13 protein-coding genes are annotated in these 21,967 nt (G+C 51.0%); 9 read left to right on the top strand and 4 right to left on the bottom strand.

Annotated features, from left to right (window positions below):
- Positions 1–52 precede the first annotated feature (52 nt).
- Both KNO66_RS07985 and KNO66_RS07980 read right to left on the bottom strand, forming a co-directional pair.
- Positions 53–1,159: an acyltransferase family protein gene (locus KNO66_RS07985; RefSeq protein WP_214741919.1), complete on the bottom strand. Its 1,107-nt coding sequence runs from the start codon at positions 1,157–1,159 to the stop codon at positions 53–55.
- A gap of 117 nt (positions 1,160–1,276) precedes the next feature.
- Positions 1,277–3,358, bottom strand: a complete 2,082-nt coding sequence (locus KNO66_RS07980; RefSeq protein ID WP_214741918.1) for an alginate lyase family protein — start codon at positions 3,356–3,358, stop codon at positions 1,277–1,279.
- 235 nt (positions 3,359–3,593) lie between these two features.
- Between KNO66_RS07980 and KNO66_RS07975 the strand changes: the two genes are divergently transcribed.
- Positions 3,594–3,761 carry a hypothetical protein gene (locus tag KNO66_RS07975; protein ID WP_159562827.1) on the top strand — a complete coding sequence of 56 codons (168 nt, stop codon included), beginning with the start codon at positions 3,594–3,596 and terminating at the stop codon, positions 3,759–3,761.
- Positions 3,762–3,891: 130 nt separating this feature from the next.
- Here the strand turns inward: KNO66_RS07975 and KNO66_RS07970 are convergent, their stop codons facing one another.
- Together KNO66_RS07970 and KNO66_RS07965 are read right to left on the bottom strand one after the other, a co-directional pair.
- Positions 3,892–4,755 (bottom strand): tyrosine-type recombinase/integrase, encoded by an 864-nt coding sequence (locus tag KNO66_RS07970; protein ID WP_214741917.1) that lies wholly within the window; start codon positions 4,753–4,755, stop codon positions 3,892–3,894.
- 13 nt (positions 4,756–4,768) lie between these two features.
- Positions 4,769–5,212 (bottom strand): sigma factor, encoded by a 444-nt coding sequence (locus KNO66_RS07965; RefSeq protein WP_214741916.1) that lies wholly within the window; start codon positions 5,210–5,212, stop codon positions 4,769–4,771.
- A gap of 311 nt (positions 5,213–5,523) precedes the next feature.
- Here KNO66_RS07965 and KNO66_RS07960 point away from each other — a divergent pair, with 311 nt between their 5' ends.
- From KNO66_RS07960 to KNO66_RS07925, 8 genes are all read left to right on the top strand, one after another.
- The gene (locus KNO66_RS07960; protein WP_214741915.1) at positions 5,524–7,614 is read left to right on the top strand and encodes a heparinase II/III family protein; all 2,091 of its coding nucleotides are present in this window, start codon (positions 5,524–5,526) and stop codon (positions 7,612–7,614) included.
- A gap of 113 nt (positions 7,615–7,727) precedes the next feature.
- On the top strand, positions 7,728–9,797 hold the full coding sequence (locus KNO66_RS07955; protein WP_214741914.1) for an alginate lyase family protein: 2,070 nt from the start codon (positions 7,728–7,730) through the stop codon (positions 9,795–9,797).
- Positions 9,798–10,062: 265 nt separating this feature from the next.
- On the top strand, positions 10,063–12,135 hold the full coding sequence (locus tag KNO66_RS07950; protein WP_214741913.1) for a bifunctional metallophosphatase/5'-nucleotidase: 2,073 nt from the start codon (positions 10,063–10,065) through the stop codon (positions 12,133–12,135).
- 159 nt (positions 12,136–12,294) lie between these two features.
- On the top strand, positions 12,295–14,940 hold the full coding sequence (locus tag KNO66_RS07945; RefSeq protein ID WP_214741912.1) for a glycosyltransferase: 2,646 nt from the start codon (positions 12,295–12,297) through the stop codon (positions 14,938–14,940).
- Between the two features lie 9 nt (positions 14,941–14,949).
- Positions 14,950–15,261 carry a hypothetical protein gene (locus KNO66_RS07940; RefSeq protein WP_214741911.1) on the top strand — a complete coding sequence of 104 codons (312 nt, stop codon included), beginning with the start codon at positions 14,950–14,952 and terminating at the stop codon, positions 15,259–15,261.
- 42 nt (positions 15,262–15,303) lie between these two features.
- Complete coding sequence (locus tag KNO66_RS07935; protein WP_214741910.1) at positions 15,304–18,366, top strand: CgeB family protein; 3,063 nt, start codon at positions 15,304–15,306, stop codon at positions 18,364–18,366.
- Complete coding sequence (locus KNO66_RS07930; RefSeq protein ID WP_214741909.1) at positions 18,363–20,546, top strand: glycosyltransferase; 2,184 nt, start codon at positions 18,363–18,365, stop codon at positions 20,544–20,546. The genes KNO66_RS07935 and KNO66_RS07930 overlap by 4 nt, the downstream gene beginning before the upstream one ends.
- 127 nt (positions 20,547–20,673) lie before the next feature.
- On the top strand, positions 20,674–21,963 hold the full coding sequence (locus tag KNO66_RS07925; protein ID WP_214741908.1) for a nucleotide sugar dehydrogenase: 1,290 nt from the start codon (positions 20,674–20,676) through the stop codon (positions 21,961–21,963).
- The last annotated feature ends 4 nt before the right edge of the window (positions 21,964–21,967 follow it).

The following is a 21,967-nucleotide window of genomic DNA, read 5'->3' as shown; positions in this document are numbered from 1 at the left end:
TGTGTCAATATATGCATAACAAAAACGGAACCTCCAGAGGGTTCCGTTTTTGTTATGCAGTCTGTTTTTGCTGTTGCTGTTCTTGGCGTCGACGAATGAGCTTGCGTCCGAGCTGAATGCCGGGCCGCTCGATGAATCGATACGTGACGGATGCGATGACGCCAGAGACGAAGAGCGTCACGAGGAACGTCAATATCCATACCGTCGTCACATGATATTGCTGGATCCACATTTCTTTGAATAGGTGATTGACCCAGTCGAGGACGAAAAAGTGAACCAGGTACAGGCTGAAGCTGATATGCCCGATGTACTGCATCACCGGATGGTTGAGGATATGTCCCCGAATACCGGATAAGCCGAGAGCCAACAGACAAAAGGCGAGACCGAACAGCGCATGTTTTGGGAACGCGCTATAGACATCATATGGAGTAATCCCTAGTACGATAAGTAACGCAATCGAGCCGAACGTCATCGCATAGTGCGTTCGCACGGACCATGATTGGTCGCGCCACACGAGATACAACGTGACCCCCATCAAGAAAATCGGCAGCTGGTTCGGGAACCAATAAAAGGCGAAACTCTTCACGTCCATAAATGGCTGACTCTGCTCGGTCAGGAGATGCAGGACGATACTGAGGACGAGCGTCGATGTCGTCCATAAGATCCCTTGACGCGCTGTCTTGATCCATTTGAATAGAAGCGGCACACATGCATAAAATAAAAATTCGTTCGAGATGGACCAACCGCCCGGCACGAGACTAAATAACCACTCGGGATGCAGGACGTTCGTGAACGTCAACGTCGAGACCAACAGGGAGAGTGTCACCTCAGGATAGGCTGTTGAAATCCCGATGAATTCATTGATTACATCAAAACTTAAATAAAAGAGCAAGGCAGCATAAAACATCGGCGCAATCCGGAAAAAGCGCTTCGTGTAGAAGTCCTGGAGCGGAATCTTTCGTGATGCCGTATAGCGTTCCAATGAATAGAACAACGTGAACGCGCTGACGATGAAAAAGAGTTGGACGCCGCGCGACCCTTGTATCCCGATATGATATAACCAATCGGGCAACTCTTGGAGGGAGCGTGTCGAGTGTGTCAACACGACCCCGAGGATGGCATAACCGCGAAGGGCATCTAAAAAACTGAGCTTCTGCACCTGATATAATCTCCTCTATACATTCCATTTTTTCTTTCCATCACAATCTAGCATGTCGACGATGACGTGTCTATTTCATTCCAGTACTTGTGTTCAAACTGTAAAATAGCATTTACATTAAATCGGGACGGACATCTGTCGCGTCTCTTTATTCGAGAGCGTGTACGTCACGATATAGTTCGAACCAGATACTTTCACATTCGCCGACCGGATCGTCGTCTTCGACTGGTCGAGTCGGATGAGCGTGAGGTAGCGCACGTCTTTCCCGGTGTTATACGAGATGACTTGCGGACGGGGCTTCCATTCGTAATCCTCGACGGCGACGAAACTCGTGCTGTTACGCATCGATGAATTTTTTAGGTTGAGCTGCATGAGCTGAATCGTCCGATCGTTCGAGTCGCCATAGACGACGTTCTGGGTCGTCATCGAGCTTTGACGGAGTTGCAAGCCTTCCGCAAGGTGGAATCGCTGCACGAACTTTGAAGTCGTCGGGGAGCTGATTCGGTCATAGACGACGAGTGTCTGTTGCCTGTCATAAACGAGCGTCCGCCGGTGCGTCGTCCCGTTTCCGATGAGTTGGCTCTCTCCAATCGTAAGGAGCGAGGAGCCGAGATTTTGCACGGTCTTGATGTTGCTCTTCCCACGCATCGTGGAACGGAGGTCGAGGTTCGCACCGTCGCGGTGGACGGTATTATGGGCATCGACGCCAAAGACACGCTGGCGCTCGGGCCGATTCGTATAGCCATAGCGTCCCGTCTCGATGATGAAGTCGCGCCCGAGCCCGTACAGGTCGATGCTCAAGTCATCGGCATGTTTATGGGCACTGCTGTGGTAGCCGGCCGTCATCATCACCTGGGTCGCCTGGTTGAATGCGCGAGGTGGAGATGCCCAGTATTCGCGCATGAAGCTATATTGGTTGCTGATTCGTTTCGCCGTGACGGGCGGACGCGTCCCTTCCTTCCCTTGGGTGAGGGCGAAGACCAGTTCAGGGAAGTCCTCGATATGAGGAATGATCGAAGTGTTCCGTCTGACGCCGGACGTGTCCCCGAAAATCGGGAGTGCCCCGTTCGGTTTGATCATATAGGTCAGCTGCTTCGGCATCTGTTCAACCCGTGCCATGCTCGAAGGGAGTGAGAAGCGGTTCGCTTCTGCCCAAATGAGGAAACGGTCGAGTACGTGATAAATATAGGACTGATAGCCGGGCGAGTGCTCGAGATGGACGGCGTCCGACGTGATGCTGTGCCGAATTTGTTTATCGAGGCGACTATCGGCGAGCGTCTTCCATGCTCTGCTCTGGTCGAACTGTGGGAACGTCTGCGCGATGGCGGTGAGCGCCATGTCTTGGAAGATCCCATGGTTGTGATCATTTTTATAGAAGCTAGCCGTTGCGAGTAACGTACCGTGGTCGTGCAGGGTGCGTAACATCAGACCGGTGAACGCCGTATCTTTATAGAGAGAAGACGATTTGTAGGCATCCCAAAAATTTAAGAGATGGAATGTCCGAATCGACGTGCCATGGTCGTTATACGGCCAACGGTACTGTTTGTAGTTCGCAATCGGATGGGCTTTCGTCCAACTTTTAACGACCCGTACCCCGTACTTCAAATAAGCGGTATTGCCGGTCTCGTTATACGCCTGGGTCAATTGATTGAGCACCGTCAAATAGTGAATTTGGAACGGATAGGAATTGCTCGACGAGCTCGGGATGTCCCGGTGCCAGTCGAACGTATCGATATTTGGGACGGACAATTGATATGGTTTTGACGGGATCGACCAATCTCCTCGAATCGCACGATTGGCATAATCGACAGCGCGCGTAGGTGTCAATTGTTCATATTCATATGGCGCGTGAGGTGGCATCTGTTTCATATACTCATGCGCCAGTCGTGCCGTTCCGCTCGACTTCAGGTTCGAAGCGGTGAGTGGGTCTCCGAGTAAGAGTTTGGCCTGACTTTTTTTTATGTATATTTTTTTCGTATTACTCAGTGCGATATAGTACCAGCCGGACGTACTGATGGCTGTGTAGCGTTTCGTTGTCGAATACGCTGCCACTTTCGTCAATCGACCGTTCTTCATTTCGTAGACGGTCGCATTCGGAATGGAGCGAATATCGAAAGGGTTCGTCGCGGCCTGTACGGAATCGGTCGGGGTCATGCCCCAGACTCCAATCAAGACGAGGACGAGAAAAATTCGTTTCATGGATACACCTCAATAAATTTGGATTTACTTCTTTTTCAAAGTATACCATGAGGTGAGTTTATTCCCTTAATTTTCTATATCCTCTTTGTTTTTAAGAGAGACGTGATTAACCTGTCTTCCACAACGCGAGATGAAGAAGTACGATCGGTACATATTGAGATCTTATTTGGGAAAATATGATAAAGTGAGGTGGGTCGAATGCGTTGTATGTTATATGTCAAAGGAGAAGATGTGAATGAAGCACGTTAGTTTGTTTTTGTTACTATTTTTTGTGACGGCACTCGTGATTTACGGAATCTCACTGACCGCGCCGGGGTTATTGGTACCGATTGTGTACTTGGCTATTGCGGCATTGATTGGAATCATCGTGTACTTACTCAAAGTGTATATCGTAAACAGGTAAGAACGATTCGACTTCAATCAGCGATGGACCGATTTTGTTCAAGCAGATATCGATATCATCATCCTTAACCGATTTCCAAACGAAATAAGGCCGACCTGTGAATAGGTCGGCCTTCTTTATCTGGTCTGACTTAATCCAACGTCAACCGTTCGACCGCATCGCGCAAATGATTCTCGCGGACGCGAATGTACCGACGTGTCGTCTTCGGCTCGGCATGTCCGAGTAATTCAGATAACGTCGTCTCCATGACCCCTTTGTCATATAGGTGTGTCGTAAACGCGTGCCGGAGCGTATGAGACGTGACGGGATAGCCGAGTACTTCGATGGCAGCTGTGGTCAAATGGCGATTGATGGTCGTTTTACAAATCAAGGCGCCACGTGCAGAAGGGAAGACATACGGCGAATCCACGAGTCGTCGCTCCTCATCGAGATAGGTAGAGATGACAGTATAGATTTGATCATTCAATGGGATTTTCCGAGGTTTTCCCGTTTTGGATTCAAGGACATACACGATTCGCTCCTTTAAATTGATGGCATCACATGTCAGCATGCGTACCTCATTGATCCGCATGCCCGTATGGAGCTGAAAGGTTAAAAAGGTACGATACAGAGGACTGTCAATCGCCTCGATGACGGCGGACAACTGTCTAGGAGAGGGAATCTCCGAAGCTTGTCGCGCGGTCACTTTTACCCGTAGTTGATGGAAAGGATTATGAGTGACAAGGTGTTCGGCGATCGCCCAGTCATATAATCCACGGAGCGCGCTCAAATAGTTGTTGATGGTCACAGGCTGACATCCTCCGGAACGGAGAGCACCGAGATACGGGATGATGTCTTGTCTCGTCTTGAAATCATCGAGTGTTCGTTCGTCTCCCATGATTTGCTGGAATCGGGCGAATTTATAAGCCGCCTGACTGACCGTGTTGTTCGATTTTCCGGTCATGCGTAAGTAGTGGATATGCTGGTCGACAGCGTCCTTCATGTGTAAGGTCATCTTCATTCTCCTCTTACTCGTTGTCCTCACGGAGCATCCGCTGGAGTTCCGCCTTATAGGCACGGAGGCGGCTCGGGGAGTATCCGAGCGAGGCTTCGGTTCCGTGAAGCATATGGCAGAGTAAGGTGAAATGACGATTTGGTAAAGTGGAACGCTTGTCGTCTAGCCAAAGGGACAGCGGCATCTCGCTCTTGTCGATTTGTTCGGGGAGTCGCTCACTCGTCACCTCGTGTTGGAGCGTCTTCGCCTGCTTGGCGCGCTCGTTCAAAATCGCTCCACGGATGCGGATGAAACAGTAGGTTTTCCCTAGCGTCTTGCCGTCTTGGATGGCTCGCCATAAGGCGATCCGTGCCGTCTGGGCGGCATCGTCGACTTCGTTCGGATGGAGATGGAGTTGTCGGATGACGTAAAAGATCATTGGTTCCCACTCTATGATTTGTTCGTTTGCGTCTAGCATGATGGGCTGCTTTCCCGCGCGCGTCTCAAGTTTCCTAGGTGGATACAGCATAATGGTTGTTATGCAGATTTCGCACCCTGCCAACGTTGATGTTTCGTCAAATCAAACAAGAGGTAACCTCGAAATGCTGTATCTCCATTGCGCCAAGCCTTATGAATCAAAAGCATCAATTCTCTATAACAACCATTATAGAAGGATGTCGAGCCTGAATTTTCTAAAAAGGTGAACGATATCCAAGTTTTAGTTGTTTATCATTCTGTTAATGGATATAATTTACAGGGTGAAATCAAACAGAAACTGTGAGGAATATCATGAAACCTTTGTATACACGATTGTCCATCAGTGCGTTGAGCGGGATGCTCCTATTCGCGCCGGTGACGACGGCTTCGGCCAACTCAGACTTTAACGTGCGCGTCGCTCCGTCGACGACGCTGCATGAGATGAAAGGGAAGAAACTGGTCCCGTTACAAAAGACGAATACGACAAAAGAGTATCGCATCGTTCGCCCATCCGGATGGTATTATTTGGCCATGTCTGGTGGCAAACGGATTTATATCAAGAAAAGTCAAGCGGAGGTCGTCCCGGCTCGCTCATTGACGAAATCACGGATCCAATCGAAGACGAACCGTCCGCTCATTCATACATATATGAAAGAGACCGATACTCACGTTCCGTATGAATATGATTCGCTCTCGACCGAAAAGGCGAAACAGTACGCGGACCAGGCACTTGCCGGCAACTGGTACATCCCGGCGGAGCCGAAACAATTGTCTGTTCCGAACATCGACACATTCAACTGGCATAAGGACGTCCCGGCTGTCGACAATAACTCGTTCCCGTTCCAAATCCACTATATGACGGTGCTCAATCAATTGACCCAGGCGTATAACGACTCAGGCGACCTCGCCTATCTCAAATATGGCGAGCGTCTCGTCAAAAGCTGGACGAAAGCGCATCCGGCCTATAACTACAAGCGACTCAAGTGGGGATACAATGACCAGGGGACCGCGCTTCGTGTCTTCCATCTGTTGAACTTCTGGGATGTATACAAACAGACGTCGCTGAACAAAGACCCGGCGTTCACCGAGCTCATCTTGAAGACGTTGTATGAGCACGGTGAGATTTTAGCATCCGCTGACTTCTATAAAAAAGAGCACAACCATGGAATCTTCCAAGACATGGCACTCACAGCAATCGCACAGACGTTCCCAGAGTTCGACAAGAGTAAGACGTGGCAGTCCCTCGCGAGCTCGCGCCTTCAGGCACAACTTGCCTTCAGCATTTCGCCGGACGGGACTCACCTCGAACATTCACCTTACTACCATGTATACGTGTATGAAACGTTGTCGCAGTTTATCGAATGGGCCAACGCCAACGCCTTCGTCTTGCCGTCGCGGTCGGGGTATATCGAGAAGATGCCAGATCAGCTTACTTATATGTTGAAACCGAACCGAACGCTCCCGATTTTCGGTGATACGACAGGCTATTTAAAAGCGATGAACATCATTCCAAAGACCGAGAACTATCCGGAACTCTCTTACGCCGTCAGTGGTGGGGCAGAAGGGACGGTGCCGCAACAGTTGACGAAACAACTCGGTGACCAGTACAGCTTCATGCGTGAATATTGGTCACGTCCACCGGAGTCGTTCTCGGGAGCGACCCAAGTGATGATGACGGCGGGGTATCATAGTACCGCCCACAAGCACGCCGATGACTTGAGCATCGACCTGTATGGGCTCGCTCGTGACTTCATCGTCGAGACGGGACGCTTTGGCTACTCGACGGACCCACGACGCCGGGAAGTGCTCAAGGTCGAGGCGCACAACACCGTGCACCGCTACGGGGATGGTCTTGATTTGAGCGCGAGTATGGTCGGCAAGAGCCGAATCGTATCGGTCGAGGACAAGGGCGATACGAGTATCGCCATCGGAGAGAGTGCCCTCGTCGGGAAAGGCGCGACCCATCGCCGGACGCTTGTCTATGACAAGGCGAAGATGCTCGTCGTCTACGATAAGATCACTTCTCCGGCACCGGACATGTTCGTGCAGCGATTCCATCTCGGCGATGGCTTGAAGCCATACGCCGGCTCGACAGACGCTCAAAACGTGACGTTCCGAGATGACAAGCGCCGGACGATTCAGTTGATGCAGCTCGAGACGGACGAAGAATCGTACATGTCGATTCAACCGAGTCATTTGTCTGTCCGTAACTTCGAGTGGAAACCACGTGAACAAGTCGTCTCGATCGAGTATGGGGATGACGTCCGTTACCTCACGCTCATCCGGATCGACCGGACGAGCACGTCGATCGTCGATGCCTCATTAGCCGAGCAACCCGAGCAATACGTCGTCACGTATACGCTCTCGAACGGCACGACGAATACGATCAACGTACCAAAATGAGCATGGCCCAGCGAAAGCTGGGCTTTTTTGTGTGAACGACTGGCTAACTCTTGAATCCCACCATTTGCTAAGGTAGAATTTTCAAGTATAACAATTGACAAGTGAGGGAACGAATGGAACATTCAATTGCAAGACTCGTCGCCCAGTTCGGTGGCTCGCTCGCGGCACGGGGAAGCCACGGGTGGGACGTCGTCATCTCGGCGGGGACGATGTGTTATCAGTGGAAAGGAAGACGGGTCACACCAGAGGCTCGACTCGAGAAGACCAAGACGGGTCGACTCATGCGCCCATACGGTCGTTATTATGTCGTTCGTCTTGACGGCAAACAGATGCTCGTCCAAACGCCCGATGCGATGCTCGTCTTGACGCATCCGCTCACAAAGGCGAGACTAGCCGACCGGATGGAGCGACTGCTCGTGCATCAGTATATGCGTGACAAGCGTCCCATCGCTCCGTACCGCTATGAACGGTTGACAGATGATCAGGCCGTGCGTTTTGCGGACGGTGTCTTACTAGGGAACTGGTATATTCCGGCGGCACCCGATGCCTTACGTGTCGCCGACATTTCGACGTTTGATTGGGACCGCATGGTACCGGAAGTGGACAACAACTCTTTTCGCCTTCAGCTCCATTATTTGACGACCGTCCATCAGTTGACGCGTGCTTTCGAAGTGACGGGCAATATCGACTACATAGAACATGCGGCACGCATCGTCGACAGTTGGCATGCTCATCATCCTGCTTTCACGGTCAGTCGAAAACGGGTGGCGTACCACGAGCATGGCACGGCAATCCGGGTATTCCACCTGCTCGGGTTCTTTGAGGCGTATCGATGCGCGAACGTAAAAGATGACCCTAACAGGACGGAACGAATCTTAAAAATGTTGTACGACCATGCGGTCCTTTTGGCGACGCCGACGTTTTATCGGCCGCGTCATAATCACGGGATTTTCCAGGACATGGCGCTCTTCGCCATCGCCTCCTGTTTCCCGGAGTTCGACCGGAGCCCGGAATGGGAACGGGTCGCCCGCGCGCGTCTCGATGCCCAGCTCGATTCGAGTCTTGCTATGGACGGGACCCATCTCGAACATTCGCCAGGCTATCACGTGTACGTCTATCATATTCTTAGCCGCTTCGTCGACTGGACGAACGTGAACGGCTTCCCGTTGTCCGACCGATTTGACGTCATCGACGCGATGCCGGGGCGTCTCGTCCATCTGATTAAGCCGAACCGGACCCTCCCGATGGTCGGGGATACGGGCGGTCAAATCCGAGGACGGCATCTGATCCCGCGGGTCGAATCGCATCCACAGCTCGACTATGCACTGAGTGGGGGACAGGGAGGAATTTGTCCGACTGAACGAATGGTGAATCTCGGTTCGAATTATGCCGTCATGCGTGAATATTGGACACATCCGAAGCGTCCGTTCAGTGACGCGACGCATCTCTTGATGACAGCCGGCTATCATGGCCCCGCCCATAAACATGCGGATGACTTAAGCCTTGAATTGTATGGACTCGGTCGCGACTTCATCGTCGAGGCGGGACGTTATGGGTATGCGGATTGTCCGGAACGAGCGGAGGCGATGCGTGTCATGTCACACAACACCGTCCATCGTCTCGGGGAAGAACTTGACCTATCCGTTGATCGGGTCGGAGAAAGTGGGATTGTATCTGTCGAACCGATTGGAAAGCAGGTAGTGGCGACAGGTGTGAGTCGTCTTATCGGAAAGGGAGCGGTCCATACTCGGAAAGTGGTTTACGATCAGGCACGAACACTCGTCGTCTATGATCGGATCACGTCACCGGAACCTGACCTGTTCGTCCAAAGATTCCATGTGGCACCTGGACTAGAGCTCGTCGAAGGAACACCGGAATCACAAGATGTTCGCTTCAAGGATGCATCGAATCGAGCCATTCAATTCGTTCAACTGATGACGGGTGACGAGTCGTATATGACGATTGAAGAAAGTCACGTGTCGGTTCGTGATTTTGAATGGGTGAAGCGTCCGCAAGTCGTGTCCATCGAGTGTGGGACCGAGGTTCGCTTCATGACGTTGATTCGACTCGACCGAACCAATTCGCGCATCGTTAAAACAGAAGTGGTGGAGACGAAGGGAAGTTCTGTCGTCTCCTACTGGTTAGCGAGCGGGACGAAGCACGTCATCCGTATTCCTCATTGACTATATGATGAAATAGTAGAATAAAAATCTGCTTTGATGAATTTTGTCAATTGAGGAATCGTTTTTTGTGAAAATTGTAAAAACCTTAAAAATCTTCAATTTGTGATTGTTTATTCGCGTCGTTTCCGTTACGTTAGAACTAGAGCGATTTGTACATATGAGGGAAAAACGGACGACTTTGGGGTAAGGGAATTTAGTATAAAGTCGAATGATGTAAGCGCTTCCTTTGTGTGTCCTCTTCGCAAATCTGAAAGGGGAATTGGACATGACTAAGAAATCATCTCGTAAGTTGTATACAGCATTCGCTGTAGCGGCCGTGTCAACAGCATCGCTCGCACCAGTTGCTGTAACGGAAGCTGCGTCAAAAGCACCAGTCGTGAAAGCGAAATCGGCTTATGTGTATGCAGGGGACTTGGACGCGGCACTCGATGCTACATATGAAGGCGCACCGATCCATTGGTACAAATCAAGCGTGAACTTGGAGAAATTAGGTACATTCCAAACAGCTAAAGGAATCGTCAAGGGCAAAGGGAAGTACATTGAAAAACGTGTACGCGTCCTCGATCATCCGATTGAAATCCTTCCACCGTCTGAGCCACTCGTGTTCAAACAAGGGAAGCCAGCACTTGGCATCGTGAAGCAACAAGTAAAATTCGCAAGTGGCACGTATGAAAAGGCAGTACGTTGGAGCAAGATTGACACGAGTGAAGTCGGCGAATTCGTCGCGACGGCTACATATACAAACCGTGGAAAAACAATCACACTTGAAGTTCCTTATACAGTAGAAGGCTACAAACTCTCCATCATGCACACGAACGACACACACGCAGCGCTTGACCTCGCACCAAAACGTGCGACAGCAATCAAGCAAATTCGTGCTGAGAAGCCAGATAGCCTCTTGATCGACGCAGGGGACGTCTTCTCGGGTTCGCTTTACTTCAACGAGTTCAAAGGTCAAGCCGATCTTAAACTCATGAACTACATGAAGTACGATTTGATGGTACCGGGTAACCACGAATTTGACCTCGGTACAGAGCAAGGGCACAAAGAACTTGCTGATTTTGTTCGTTATGCGAACTTCCCGTTCGTCAGCTCGAACGTCAACTATTCAAATGACCAATACATGAAGAGCCTCTACCGTGACGAAGTTTCGCAAAAAGCGTATAACGGTCGTCTTTACGAAGGGGTCATCAAAGTGGTCGATGGTGAAAAAGTCGGATTCTTTGGTTTGACGACGGAAGAAACGGCGACAATCGCTAGTCCAGGTCCGATTCAATTCCAAAACTACATTGCAGAAGCACAAAAAGCGGTCGACGCATTCAAAGAAATGGGTGTTGACCAAATCGTTGCGGTCTCGCACCTTGGCTACAATGACAACCCGGAATTCGACAACGACTTGTTGCTTGCTGAAAACGTAGACGGAATCGATATCATCGTCGGCGGTCACACGCACACTCGTTTGAGCGAACCGGTCCTCATCACACAAGGAAAAACAGAGCCGACGGTTATCGTTCAAGCGGACCAATACAGCAATTTCCTCGGAACAGTTGATGTCGAGTTCGACAAAGATGGAAAAATCATCAAACATGCAGGCAGCTTGATTGACGTGAAGGGACTTCAACCAGATCCATACGCGGTCGAATTGCTCGCACCATTTAAAGATGTCGTCGATACAATCAGCCAAGACCCAATCGGCGTCTCACTCACAGCTCCACTCGATAACCCACGTGACAAAGGTGACGTCAACGCACCGAGTGTCCGTAAAAATGAGACGGCGCTCGGTAACTTGATTACAGACGGTATGCTCACGAAAGCGAAAGAATATGATTCTGCTGTCATCGGTGCCGTTCAAAACGGTGGTGGAATCCGTGCAGCAATCGATGCTGGTCCTGTTACGACAGGTGAAGTGTTGACGACACTTCCATTCGGAAACACACTTGCCATCATGAACTTGAAAGGTAGCGAGTTGAAAGCAGCCTTCGAGCGTAGCGTTGGTATTTATCCAATCGAAAACGGTGGATTCCTTCACGTATCTGGATTCAAAGTATTGTTCGACAGCTCGAAACCAGCTGGTGAGCGCATCGTCAGCTTGCAATATAACAATGGTACAGAGTTCGTTGATGTCGAAGATGCGACGAGCTATAAAGTTGCAACGAACTTCTTCACTGCACAAGGTGGAGACAACTATGTAGAATTTAAGACGGCATTTGAAGATGGTCGCGTCAACGACCTCGGTCTCATCGACTGGGAAAACTTCCGCGATCACTTGATCAGCCTTGGTGAAGAAGTTACACCAGCTGTTGAAGGACGTATCGTCGACGTCAACGCAGCAGAGTAAGTGAATAATTGTTTTAAGGACGGGTCCACGTGTGGGTCCGTCTTTTTATATAGAACGCCGGCTCATACATTTGTCATCAAATTGCGACCGACATGTAACTCTGTTAAGATACGATAAGATGAAGAAATACTGATTACTTAAAAAAGGTGGAGCGGACGTATGGATGTAAAAGCGACGCTACGCGACGTGCAAAAGCATATCGCGTGGTTAAAAGAAGAAAAAGAACGAGTCAACCGAAAAGAGGCATTAGTCGGGGATGACTTGATTACCTTAGATGAACTTCCTTCTTTGTCGAGACAGGCGCAACGCCCGCGTCTAGATGACAAATTGTTCGAGGAACAACAAACCGCATTACAGGAAGAGCTCGAAGTAGCTCGGAAACGCCTCCCAGAACTTGATGTGACCCGCATCCAGTCGAACGGGAGCAGTTTTTATGAGAAGGCGAATGTGCATGTTGCGTTCGTCGGACCGGTCAAGCGGGCACATGAGCTCGAACGTCTTTGTCACACCCATTACTTTGAGAACGTGACAGGTTTTTTAGAGTTGCTTGAAACAGAAGATATTGATTTCCTTCTCATCTCGGCAGCGCTCACAGAAGACGAGACGACGGCATTCCATCACATGGGGACGCCGCGTTCGCACTCTCGTCACTGGCTTGAGAATTTGATTCGCAAGGCGAAACAAAAGGACATCCGTGTCGTCTTCGAAACGACACTCGATACGAATCACTTCGATCGTTTCTCGTCACTTGCAGCGCAATGTGATTATATCTTCACGGCAAATGAGGAGCGTGTATCGGAATATATAGAAGAAGCTGGGCATGAACGGGTATTCGTCATCCGCCCGGGAATCGACCCGCTTCATGTGAACCCGATCGGGATGACACGCGGCAATATAGACCGTGTCGTCGTAACAAACCGTTTTCCCGTCCAACGGTTCGCAAAAGATTTGGAGACGCTCGCTCAAGGCGTTCGCGATGCGAACAAAGAGCTCTATGTGATTCGTGAGGCGAATGAGTCGAAAGCGTCACTCGCACCGAAGTCGCTTCAAGACGTCCTCGTCCATGGGGACCCTGAGGATATGGAGAAGCTGAAAGAGACATCGAATTGGGTGCTCCACGTCAATGAAGTGAAGAACAGTCCGACGATGAGCGCGCAAGCCATCTATGATGCTCAGGCTCGCGGTCAACTCGTCTTGACGAATTATAACGTCGCCGTCAACAACGATTTCCCGAACGTGTTCATCGCGACAAGCGCTCTAGATGCACAAGGGATTTTAGAAATGTTCAAATCGGACGAAGAACGTCTCGAACATCAGCTGTCCGGTGTCCGTACCATCTTCTCGAACCACACGATGTATGACCGCTTCAGTGAGATGTTATTTATTCTTGGCATCAACCATGAAATCCGTCGTGACGTCCTCGTCATCGGTCGCGGTGATGTGACGGCGACACGCGAACAGTTCGAGCGCCAATCGTATCCATATAAACGCTTCGTCGCCGAAGCAGATTTACAGGAAGTCGATTTACGAACGGCTGATTTTGTGACCGTGTTCGATGACCGTCATCACTATCTCGACTATTACGTAGAGGATTTGGTCAATGCCTTCAAGTACACGGACGTCTCGTTCGTGACGAAAGGGCAAGACACCATCCATGAGTTCGTGGAAGACTATACTGACGTGGCTTTGACGATGTTCGCGGCTAGTCATGTGTCGCTCGAGACGCTTCGGGACAATCAACGTGTCGAAGGGCAAGGCTATGCGATCGATCGTTTCGAACTGCTCGCGGCAGACGACGTGCTCGTCCCGAACGAACCGGGTGACTATCAGCTTTCGATGATCGTCCCGATTTACAATAACGGTCGCTATCTATATAACAAATGTTTCTCTAGTCTTCGCCGAAGCTCGATGTTTGAAGACATGGAGATTTGGCTCGTCGACGACGGTTCGACGGATCAAGAGACGATTGGCTATATCGAACGCCTCGTCCGGAAATATCCGAACGTCTACACGTACTCGTTCAACGACGGCGGGAGCGGCAGCGCCTCGCGCCCACGAAACAAAGGGGTGGAGCTCGCGACGACGCCATACATCGCCTTCCTTGATCCGGATAATGAAGCGGTCAACGACGGGTATGCAGCACTGTTCCGTGTCATGCAAGAAGATGACACGCTCGACCTCTCTGTCGGAAGCATGTTGAAGCTTGCGAACCGTGAAGCGATGATCGAGCTCGAAGACCTTGAGAAAGATGGCGTTCGCGTCATCGAAGACCCTAGAGCGTACTTACTCGAGCATAACTTCAAGGTGCAGAGTATTCAGACGATGGTCATCAAAAAAGACTTCATCCAGAAGCATGATTTGAAACAGGTCATCGGCGCGGTCGGACAAGACTCGCTCTTCTTCCAAGAGATGTTCCTCAGCGCGGAACGGGTCGCCCTGCTCGACTTGACGATCCATGACTATTACGCGGCCGTCGCTGGTTCGACGGTCAATACGATCACGAAGAAATACTTTATGAAGTGTGTCATCCGGGAGACGGCCCGGGCGAAAGCGTTCGCTCGCGAAGGCGTGCTCGACCAATACCGCTCGACTCGATTCGAACGGTTCTTCTCGATGTGGTACCTCGTCTTCCTACGCCGCAGCAAGCCGGAAGAATTTTTCGACAACGCCGGAATGCTTTATGAAATCATCGAACAGTATCGTCCGATGGAACTAGAGACGCCGATTGTGAAACAGTTCGTCGACTTATATGAATCAGGACAAAAAGAAGAATTGAAGCGTCTCTATTTTGACGCATACTTGTGAGGTGAGACCATGAGCAATGAAGTGGAAAAAGAAATCGGATTGTTGAAACAGCGAATCAAACTTCAAGAAGAGGAGATTCGTCATCTGAAACACGATGAGCGGCTCTTGCGCCAAAAGCATCGCCGCCTCGTCCAAAAGTATGGGGATCTTCTCTATACGTTCGAATGGACGGTCCAATCGCTTGAGAAGAAAGAACAGGCGGTTCGTGACCTAAAGCATAAATATGAGATTTTGAACAAGAAGTATCGTCGCCTCGTGCAATCAAAAGCGGGTAAAGCCATTTTGAAAGCACAAGCTGTCGCACGACGCATTCGTAAATAAAGAATCGGATTCGGGAGAATCGATGATTTGGAGGATATGAGGATGGATTGGCAGAAAAAAGCACGTCGCGCCGCTTACCTTGGGGTACAACGGTCGAAGCGACTCGGTCGTAAAGTGTTGAAGCGTCCGAATAAATCGCATCAACTACGAGAAGTCGTACCGAACTGGTATACACGTTCACCATACGTACACGTCGAAGGGACGGACCTCGTCTTCTCAGGAGACGAAGCGGTCACGCTTACCTATCGTCCTAAACGTGAAAGTGACATCATCTCGGTGAACGACTTGGTCGATTCCGGCCAAAAGACATTCACAGCCATGATGCGCGTCAAATCGCGCGAAGGCTTGATGCCGACATTGACGTTAGAAGTCGTTCGCAAAGGGGGACGTACCCGTTACGTCACCGTACAGGACGGGGACCACGTCGATGTGACACTCGGGATGGGTGAACAAATTGTCCGGGCACACCTTGAAGTCAATGGGGCAGGCGCGTTCAGCCTCGTAGAGCTCACGCTCGGCACACTTTCGCTTTGGACAGTGGAAGGGACGGCTGCGAACATTTCGCTCGATGCCTTTGACTTCCGTTATCCGCTCACGTCAACATCACTCCGTTCCCTCAAACCACAGAGTGAGGTGGCTCACTTCGATGGCGACACACTCGTTGTGCGTGCCGAAGGAAACCAATATACACATTACGGTGTCGACGAGGTCGCGTTGCCGAACGTCGATACGGAACGTGGCATCGACTTTGAGACGGGTGACATGGATGATGACTTGTATCGTTTCTATTTGAAAGGAGACCGTACAGGTACAGCGGACGCGTCGCTATTCATCGCGACGTACACGGTGTCAGGACAGGACCGTTTGATTGAGGTGCCACTCGGACTGAGTGGAATTGTCCGCATCGCACCGTCACATCGCTCAATCCGTTACTTCCTCCGCGTAAGCGGGTCAGGAGAGCTCGAGAACTTGAACATCGGGATGATTCGTGAGAAGAGCGTCCGTCGTGAGGACGTCTTGTCGCTCAAACCGGACATGTGGACGATTCCTGCACCGGACCTCATCAAGTTGAAGAGCCGGGATGACCAACTCGTCGTCAATTTGAAAGGCGAGGACGATCAGCGCCGTTACATCTCGTACGCCGAGATGAACAACAGTTTCAAATTGCTCCCGACAGAGTTCCCATATGAAGTGAAGGCGAACAGTCGCTATCGTGTCACGCTCGACGGTGTGGCCGATGAAGGGGCGAACGTCGTCCTCTATATCATCGCCTACTCGGCGACAGAGCGTCAGATTATGCAACAAGTTCAAATCGGTAGCGAGAAAGTCTTCTATTTCGACCGTGGGATCCGCTTCCTTCGTTTCGCCCTCCGCGTCGACGGTGTCGGTGAGGCACGAATCGACCGCATCCGTGTGGCCGAGGAACTCGTCAGCGACGGTACGGAAAACCCGACGTGGATGGACGTGCGCGAGGCGCGCTTCTTCGCACCGGTTCCGCGTGAACTTCACGAACTGAAGGTCGCGGCGATCTTTGATGAGTTCACGATGGCTTCCTATAAGCCAGAATGCCAACTCATCACGTTCACACCAGACAACTGGAAGACGGTGCTCCTCGATGAGCAACCGGACGTTCTCGTCGTCGAATCGGCATGGAAAGGGAACGCCGGCGCGTGGGAGAAGAAAATCGTCAAATACGGCACGAACACGTGGGAAGAGCTCGACGCACTCCTCGCTTGGTGCCGTTATCACAACATCCCGACCGTCTTCTGGAACAAAGAGGACCCGATTCACTACGACCGTTTCATCGAGACGGCGAAGCGATTCGACTATGTGTATACGACCGACATGAACCGTGTCCCGAACTATAAAGAGGATTGCGGTCATGACCGGGTCGATGCGTTACCGTTCGCGGCTCAGCCGAAAGAACATAACCCGATTCGTCTCCCGGGGACACGTGAACCATATGCGTGCTTCGCCGGTTCGTATTATGCGAATCGTCACGAATCGCGGAAAGCCGACATGGACCGCTTGTTCGCGGCGGCGGACAAATATGGTCTAGCGATTTATGACCGAAACTATGCGGTCAACCAACGTGGAGAGAGCGACCAGCTCCAGTTCCCAGAACAGTTCCGTCACGCCATTCGTGGTAGTTTGAAATACAACCAGATTGCCAAGGCGTATAAAGGGTATAAAGTGATGTTGAACGTCAACTCGGTCAACGATTCACCGACGATGTTCTCCCGTCGTGTCTTTGAAGGGCTCGCATGTGCGACACCGGTCGTCAGCACCCGTTCGGTCGGAGTCGACGCCATGCTTGGCGATTACGTCTTCCTCGATGATGGGGAGTCTGACTTAGACGAGACGTTCCGCCGCTTGATGACGGATGACTCGTTCTATGAGGACATCGCGATGCGCGGGATGCGTCACGTCTTGACGTATCACACGTATACGCAACGTCTGGCGAAGATCGTCCAGGACGTCGGCATCCCGTACCGTGTCGACCATGAAAAGATTGCTGTTGTCGCCTTCATCAAGTCGCGCGAAGAGGCAGAACGTGTCGTCGCCCAGTTCGAGGCACAGCACTATGAGCATAAACACCTCATGATGTTCCTCGATAAGTTCGACGATCACATCGATGTGTACAACACGTACAACACGCCGTCGATTTCGACGTATATGCGCAGCTATTTGACGCACTACACGTCGTTCACGGAGATGGTCGAATCGTACGATTGGGTCGCCCACTTGAAGTCGGACGATTATTACGGTCCGAACTACTTGAGCGATTATCTGCTCGCGGCACGCTATGCGGAAGCGGACATTCTCACGAAAGAGGATTACTATACGTATGACGGCAAGCTTGCCAAACAAGATCACGATGAATCGTATCGTTACGTGTTTGACGCGACACCGTCTCGCTCCATCGTGCAACCATCGGCACTCCGTTTCTATACGGTCGAGGAGGCGCTTCACCTCTTTGAAGCGGACGAGAGCTTGAATGAGCTCGCCCGTTCGGGTAAACGCATCTTCAGTGTCGACCCGTATCAATACGTGAAAGCCGGTGCCGCCATGGATGAAGCGGACCTTCAGGAGGTAACATTATGACGAAGCAACCGCTACGGATCCTCGTATACGGGGACGTCAATTTAAACTTGATCGACGGGTCGGCCATCTGGCTCACGTCGGTCGTGCATATGTTGAACCAAGATCCGAACATCGAGGTCGACGTGCTCTTGAAGCGCTCGATCGTGAAACCGGAAGTGACGGCGTCAATCAAACAGCTCGCCCGCGTCAACTTCATCGACGTCTTCACGGAAGACTCGACGAAAAAAGACGAGCCGTATTATGAGAAGAAGGTGCTCCAGCCGGAAGAGGCGGCCCAACTCATTCACGAGCTCGTCGAGACGAAACAGTACGACATGACGTTCATCCGCGGCTTCCAGCTCGCTTATGCGCTCTCGGATTATGAACATACGATGAAAAAGACGTGGACGTATCTCACAGATTTCACGCATGATTCGTCGTCGGCGTCACAGGAAGAGTTGGCACGTCTGAAGAAGATTGCGGACCGTTCGGCTCGCATGCTTTGTCAGACAGCGGAGATGAAGGCGTACTTCGAGACGTTTTTACAGACGCCGAAGCCGTTCCTCATCTTGAACCCGATGATTCCGAATATGCGCGAAGCGACGCCGACGTTTAAGCGTCAGGCGAAACGTCTCGTCTATACAGGAAAGTTCGCGCCACTTTGGTACTCGGCTGAGATTCTCGATGCACTCGAGAAAGTACGGGTTCGGATACCGGACGTCGAGTTGAAGGTGGCGGGTGACAAGTTCAACCAAGACCCGAATAACCCGAACTTCCGAAAAGAAGTGACACATCGTCTCCAGACAGATGAGGGGATTCACTGGTTGAAAGGCATCCCGCGTGCGGACGTCGAGACGCTCATCGAAGAGAGCGATATCGGGATTTCGTGGCGTCACCCGGACCTTGACGACAGCCTCGAGTTGTCGACAAAGCTCCTCGAATACGGGGCACTCGGGAAACCGGTCCTCCTTAACCGTAACAAGATGCACGAGATGCTGCTCGGGTCGAGCTACCCGCTCTTCGTCAACTCGGAAGATGAGTTCGTCGAAAAGGTCGAGCTCGCCTTCACGCATCCGGCCATTTATAAGGATGCGGCAGAACGTCTGTACAATATGGCGAAAAACTACACGTTCGCGAGTACGTTTGAACGTCTGCACGACGCCATCTGGGAGATGCAGAAGACGACCATCCTCTTCGCCGGGCACGACTTGAAGTTTATCCGCATGTTCATGGAGCGCTTCGAGGCCGATCCGCGCTATCGTGTCCTCGTCGATCAGTGGGACGGACACAAGATTCATGATGTGAATCACAGTAAGGCATGTCTCGCGCAAGCGGACGTCATTTTCTGTGAATGGGGACTCGGCAACGCCGTCTGGTACTCGCAACATAAGTTGCCGCATCAGCGTCTCATCGTTCGGATTCATCGTCAGGAAAAAGAGACACCATTTCCACGGGAATATGCGCTCGACAATATCGACCGCATCATCCTCGTCTCGCCGTATATGTTAGAAGAGATGCACCGTCTCTTTGGGATTCCGCGTCACCAGATGACCGTGATCTATAACGCCGTCGATGCGGATAAACTCGACAAACCGAAACAAGCGGACGACTTGACGTTCCGTCTCGGTATGATCGGCATGAACCCGAAACTGAAGCGTCCGGATCTGGCGCTCGACGTGCTCGAAGAGTTGCTGAAGACGGACAAACGATACCAGCTCCACTTCAAGGGGCACCATCCAAAAGATGTCTATTGGATTGGAAAACGTGAAGAGGAGAGTGCGTACTACGAGGCGTTACTGAAGCGCATCGAGGAGTCGGATCTTCGCGACCACGTCCATTTTGATGGACACGGAAACGATGTCGACACATGGCTCCAATCGATTGGCTTCGTCTTCTCGACGAGTGACTTGGAGAGCTTCCACCTCGCGCCGGCCGAAGCGATGGCTGCAGGGTCTTATCCGCTCATCCGTCACTGGACGGGCGCGGAGACGATTTACCCGGACGAATTGCTCGTCACGGACACGATGGAATTTGTCAATACGATCCTCTCTTATAAAGAAGATACCGAGAAGTTGATGACGGACGTGAAAGCCTATAAGGCATACGCTCGTAAACATTTTGCGCTCGATCGTCTTTATCAAGAGATGGAACAAATCATTTCAGGCAAAACACACGAGCAATTTGCGACGACATTGTCATGAAAATGTAATTGCACCAAAGAATTGTTCAAGAGTATAATGAGTATTGTTTTATTATCGAATGTGAAATAAAATGATGGACAATGCGCTATTTAAAAAGCGCGTCAAAACATTTGGAGGTTACCACACAATGAAAGTATGTACAGTAGGTCTTGGATATATCGGATTACCGACATCGGCTGTCTTTGCGAACTATGGCGTCGACGTCGTCGGAGTCGATATCTCACAACATGTTGTTGATAAATTGAACCGTGGAGAGATCCACATTGAAGAGCCAGGTCTCGGCGAAATGGTCGCAGACGTCGTGGCAAAAGGGAAGTTCCGTGCATCACTCTCACCAGAGAAAGCAGATGCCTTCATCATCGCGGTGCCAACACCAAACAACGACGATGAGCACAAATCATGTGACTTGACGTACGTCTTGGATGCGACACGCAAAGTGTTGCCATTCGTTGAAAAAGGCAACGTCATCATCGTCGAGTCGACAATCGCACCACGTACGATGGACGACTTCGTCAAACCACTCGTTGAAGAAGCTGGGTTCACTGTCGGTGAAGATATCTTCCTCGTACACTGCCCAGAGCGCGTATTGCCTGGACAAATCCTTCATGAACTCGTGCACAACAACCGCATCGTCGGTGGAATCACGACAGAATGTGCAGAAGCAGGCGCACGCGTCTACGGTACATTCGTTGAAGGCGAAATCGTGAAAACGGATGCGAAGACGGCAGAAATGTCGAAACTCATGGAAAACACGTTCCGTGACGTCAACATTGCACTCGCGAACGAACTTGCAAAAGTTTGTAACGACCTTGACATCAACGTACTTGACGTCATCGAAATGGCGAACAAACACCCACGTGTCAACTTGCACAGCCCAGGTCCTGGTGTCGGTGGACACTGCCTCGCGGTCGACCCTTACTTCATCGTCGCGAAGTCTCCTGACCTTGCGAAAATCATCAACTTGTCACGTGAGACGAACGTCTCGATGCCACACTACGTTGCAGACAACGTTCAGAAGTTGACTGCAGGAATCGAAGACGCGAAAGTCGCTGTCTTTGGTGTGACATACAAAGGAAACGTCGATGACATGCGTGAGAGCCCAGCGGTTGAGATCGCTGAAATCTTGCTTGACCGTGGCGTGAACATCTCGGTTCACGATTCACACGTTGAAAAATCAACATCAAGCCGTTTCGAGCTCGTTTCAAAAGAAGAAGCACTCAAAGACGCGGACCTCGTCCTCGTATTAGTTGACCACAACGAGTTCAAAGTCCTCGACTTCGCGGAGCTCAAGTCAACGATGCGCCGTCCGATGATCTTCGACACTCGCAACATCGTGAAACCAGAAGGTGAAGACGTAGCGGTCGTCAACTACGGCAACCTCTATAAATATACAAAGGAAACGAATCTCGTTCTTTGATTCA

The sequence above is a fragment of the Exiguobacterium sp. s48 genome (assembly GCF_018617395.1).
Taxonomy (GTDB): Bacteria; Bacillota; Bacilli; order Exiguobacteriales; family Exiguobacteriaceae; genus Exiguobacterium.
This window is presented reverse-complemented; position numbering and strand designations above follow the sequence as displayed.